The organism is Bacillus sp. LL01, from assembly GCF_001037965.1.
The window spans coordinates 1-4,273 of the sequence record NZ_LFEL01000171.1 but is presented as its reverse complement, the minus strand read 5'-3'; the positions used below and the strand labels follow the sequence as shown (position 1 = coordinate 4,273).

Here is a 4,273-nt window from a genome sequence, read left to right as displayed (position 1 = left end):
CTCATCGCTAAAATTTCACCTGTTTTTGGATCTGCCACAATCGCGATCATTTTCTCAGGTTCATACTGCTCATTAACTTGAGTCATGACTTGCTCTAGTGCTGTTTGGATATTTGAATCTAATGTTAAATACACATCATGCCCGTTTTTAGGTGCGGTCACATGTCTTGTTGCATTTGGAAGTGGCACCCCTCGGCGGTCACTTTGATATTGTACTAACCCATCTTCAGCTCTTAAATACTCATCTAAGCTTCTTTCTAAACCCATTCTAGCTGTTTYCATATTACTTTCTGTGTAACCAATCACATGTGAGGCATACGTTTGCTTAGGATAATAACGCCTTGGCTCTTCGCTAAACATAATCCCTTCCAAGTTTAGTGCTTTTATTTCTTCCATCTCAGCGTGTGTGAGATTTCTTGCTCCGGCACCTAACTCTACTTGGAACCGACCTTCGGTTGAGAGGATTCGTTCTAAATCCGCTTGTTCCATAGAAATATGTGGAGCCAACTTATTTGCAGTTTCTTTAGGGTCAGCCACATGATTAGGGTAATCTGCACTTAAAATAGCAAACACATTATAAGAATTTAATTCTTCTGCAAGCGCGCTACCTCGCCGATCAAAAATTGTTCCTCGCTTGCCTTCAATCACTTGTTCTTTTGACCAGCGTTCTTCTCCCATTGTTGCAAGCTCTTGTCCTTTCACTTCTTTTGTCACTTGAATGTAAGTAAATCGTCCCATCAAGATCGCAAAAAGGACGAGAAAGCTCGCTAAGATGACGACGGCACGAACATTCGTTGCAGCACGTTTAATCTCCACGTTTCTCACTTCCTCTTAAATAAAAATAGACTTATAGATTGTATAACTAGGTACAGTTGTGAAAAAAACTAGTTCAAAGAATGAACTAGTTTTGAACGACTTTCACTTTATTATCATCTAATGACATTCCAAGTTCACCAGTAGCAATATCTAGAATTCGATCAGGCGCACTCAGTTCAACAACTTGAAGGGAGAGCCCTTCATTTACTTGCGATTGTTGGGAAATTGTTCCTTGAAGCTGATGTACATCCTTATTTAAGGTATAAATCGATGCATAATTATGTAGCATTAAACCAATCATCGCAAATGCAACAACCGTCATAGTAAGACCGATAATCTTTTCCCCTAAGGTAATTCTTGATCTATGACGCCTAACAACCTTTTTTGTTTTCACTTCCGTTTGTTGTTGGTGTTGAATTTGACGGGCAACCATACTCATTTTAAAAACCTCCTTATTTTTGTTTTTCAGCAATTCGTAATTTAGCTGAACGGGCTCGGTTATTCGCAGTTAATTCTACATCTCCGGCTATAATGGGTTTTCTCGTAATCAATTTTATATCAGGTTCGTACCCTTCAGGTATGACTGGTAAGCCCGGAGGCAGGTCAGGCCCTTTACTTTTTTCTCTAAATATTTCTTTACATAGACGATCTTCTAATGAATGAAAAGTAATCACACAAATTCGACCGTTTTGGTTCGTAATGGTGATGGCATCTTCTAACGCTTCCTCAAAAGCACCAAGTTCGTCATTAACGGCGATACGTATTGCTTGGAAGGTTCTCTTTGCGGGGTGTCCACCAGTTCTTCTTGCCGGAGCTGGAATCGCATCTTTAATGATTTCTACCAACTGACTTGTTGTATCGATCGATTTCTTTTCCCTTGCCGCTTCAATTTTTCTAGCAATTTGCTTTGCAAATTTCTCTTCCCCATACCTAGAAATAATAGAGACKAGTCGATTAAATTCCCATTCATTTACCACTTGATGAGCTGTCAAGGATGCTGTTTGGTCCATTCTCATATCAAGAGCCGCATCTTGATGATAACTAAAGCCTCTTTCCGCTTCATCTAGTTGAGGGGAGCTTACACCTAGGTCAAACAGTACACCATCTACTTTTGAGATGCCGTGTTTAGCAAGCTCTTCTCGCAGAAAACGAAAATTACTTCGAATTAAGGTGAACTTTCCTTCGTATTTAGATAAAACCTCTTTTGCATGAGCGAGAGCTGTATCATCTTGATCAAATGCATATAAATGACCCTCGTCACTTAATTGTTCTAGTATGAGTGACGAATGCCCAGCTCCTCCTAGAGTGCAATCAACATAGATGCCATTTGGCTTAATCGCCAAACCTTTTACGGACTCTTCTTTTAATACCGTGATGTGGGTGAACATGTTATCACCATCTCTTTCCTATCCATATCGTGATGTATTGTCTATAGATCAAAGTCAATTAAATTCTCAGCAATTTCACCAAATGAGTCTTCTGATTCCTCAAAGTACTCTTCCCACTTCGCCTTACTCCATACTTCTACTCGATTAGAAACCCCAATGATCACACACTCTTTTTCGAGTTCTGCATACTCGCGTAACGTTTGTGCAATATTTACTCTTCCCTGCTTGTCTAGTTCACATTCAGCAGCTCCAGAAAAGAAAAAACGAGTAAAAGCTCTAGCATCTTTTTTTGTAAAAGGGAGGGTTTTTAATTGTTCTTCAAGTCGTTTCCATTCATCTAGTGGGTACACAAATAGACACCGATCTAATCCACGGGTTACAACAAAGGACGTACCTAGTGACTCTCGAAATTTTGCAGGCACAATCATTCTTCCTTTTTCATCGACGTTGTGGCGATACTCCCCCATGAACATCGTGCATCCATCTCCCCCCACTTACTACCCTTAAGTTACCACAACCCTCCACTTTGTACCACTATAAATTAAATTTCCTATAAACAAAAAAAATCCTGCCTATAGACAGGATTTTTCGTTCTCATTCTTTCGACGGTGTCTTCGAACAGTTTTTTACAACAAAATGAGTTTATGATAGGTGTTTAGTGACATTTTTTGTTCCATGATTCGGTCAATAGCATCACAACCTGCTAGGTTTAGTAAAACTATGGGATGAATCACGCGTTCTTGCGGTCGATTTAAGGGGGTTAACCAATTTTCTGCTTCGTCAAATTTTGATAGCGCCAATTTGTGTTTTCCTTCAATAGAATGAACCATTTTTTTCTTCATAAAATTTAGTTGCTCTAAAATGATCTCTTCATTCTTCTTTGATAACCGATAAAGAGTCTCATCGATCTTCTTGGAAAGTTGCTGTACAGAGAGATGAGCCTCTTTGATTGTAGTCGTAACATCTGCTACAACTTCATCAATAGGATGGTTTTCTACTTCCTTTAGCCAATTCTTCTTTAAGTCCCCCACCTCACCTGATAACAATTGATCATACGTATACTGATTTTCTTCAACCCACTTTTGCATGGAACGAKGAACAAACGTCATTTGCAGCCTTGGTGTTAAAGGGGGCATCGATGTATGAAATGCATGAAATACCGGCTTTAATGTTCCCCAATAAGCAAGCTCACCAGGTCCTGCAACAAATGAAAGGACTGGTAAGATAAATTCCTGCATCAGTGGCCTTGTCACTACATTATTACTAAAACGTTCTGGATACTTTGAGACGAGATCTACTAGCTCCCGTTTCGTAAAACGTATCTCACTATTTTTTATATAAAAAGCACCATCTTTGTAGTCAAGCCTCTTTCGTTCATCATTATATGTGTAGAATAAGTGTGCGTTTTCCTGATCAGTTGAAATGGGTTYGCCATATCCTAACTCACTAAAGGTCTGTACACCTTTTTGCTGAGCTGRTTGAAGATCCTCCACTCGATTCACCAACATCATAAAATAATCGGTTTCAATCGCTCTCAAACCTGGGTGATCAGAATCAAGTAAAATAAGCCCTTCTTCTTTAAAAAGCCAATTCATAACAAGTGAGAAAAAATCTACAAAAGTGCTCGATCGTTCAGCAAAATTCTTGATTGTCGCAATAAGATGTTCCGTGTGATCCGTTTCTGGTAAAGTCTTAAGTATTTGATTGAGCCATGTATGTAACTTGTCTTTAGGTAAGAGAGTAGAAGATAAAGATTGATACGTATCAGTCATATCAATTCCTACCTTTTTCCACGTCTCACCCTTTTGAGTATATACAAACCTCACTTCTTCAAGGTCATGGTCCTCCCCCGCAATCCAAAAAACAGGAACGACGGGTACTTGAAGTTCACTTTCTTGTGATTTAGCAAGAAAGATGACACTCATTGCCTTATATACGGTATACAAGGGGCCTGTAAGTAAGCCAGCTTGCTGTCCTCCTACTACTACGACCGAGGTAGGATCTTTTAGCTTTTCAATATTTGACTCAACCGGATTTTTATATGGAAGATCCTTGTGGGTGAGTTGTAGA

At 39.4% G+C, this 4,273-nt stretch carries 4 protein-coding genes and 1 pseudogene; all 5 read right to left on the bottom strand.

Annotated elements, in window-relative coordinates:
- Window positions 1-815, bottom strand: a pseudogene (locus AB685_RS27220) (penicillin-binding protein); the annotation flags it as partial.
- An 85-nt stretch (window positions 816-900) separates the two neighbouring features.
- Window positions 901-1,254, bottom strand: coding sequence for a cell division protein FtsL (gene ftsL / locus AB685_RS27215; RefSeq protein WP_047973727.1), 354 nt, complete (start codon window positions 1,252-1,254; stop codon window positions 901-903).
- Window positions 1,255-1,267: 13 nt separating this feature from the next.
- On the bottom strand, window positions 1,268-2,203 hold the full coding sequence (gene rsmH / locus AB685_RS27210; RefSeq protein WP_047973726.1) for a 16S rRNA (cytosine(1402)-N(4))-methyltransferase RsmH: 936 nt from the start codon (window positions 2,201-2,203) through the stop codon (window positions 1,268-1,270).
- A gap of 41 nt (window positions 2,204-2,244) precedes the next feature.
- Entirely contained in the window at window positions 2,245-2,676 is a 432-nt protein-coding gene (gene mraZ / locus AB685_RS27205) for a division/cell wall cluster transcriptional repressor MraZ (RefSeq protein ID WP_047973725.1), read from the bottom strand.
- Window positions 2,677-2,829: 153 nt separating this feature from the next.
- Window positions 2,830-4,273, bottom strand: a 1,444-nt coding sequence (bshC, locus tag AB685_RS27200) for a bacillithiol biosynthesis cysteine-adding enzyme BshC (RefSeq protein WP_047973724.1), incomplete at its 5' end; no start/stop codon positions are given.

Coding starts and splice junctions, on each gene's coding strand:
- mraZ (WP_047973725.1), bottom strand. CDS start 2,676: ATGTTCATGGGGGAGTATCGCCACAACGTCGATGAAAAAGGAAGAATG.
- ftsL (WP_047973727.1), bottom strand. CDS start 1,254: ATGAGTATGGTTGCCCGTCAAATTCAACACCAACAACAAACGGAAGTG.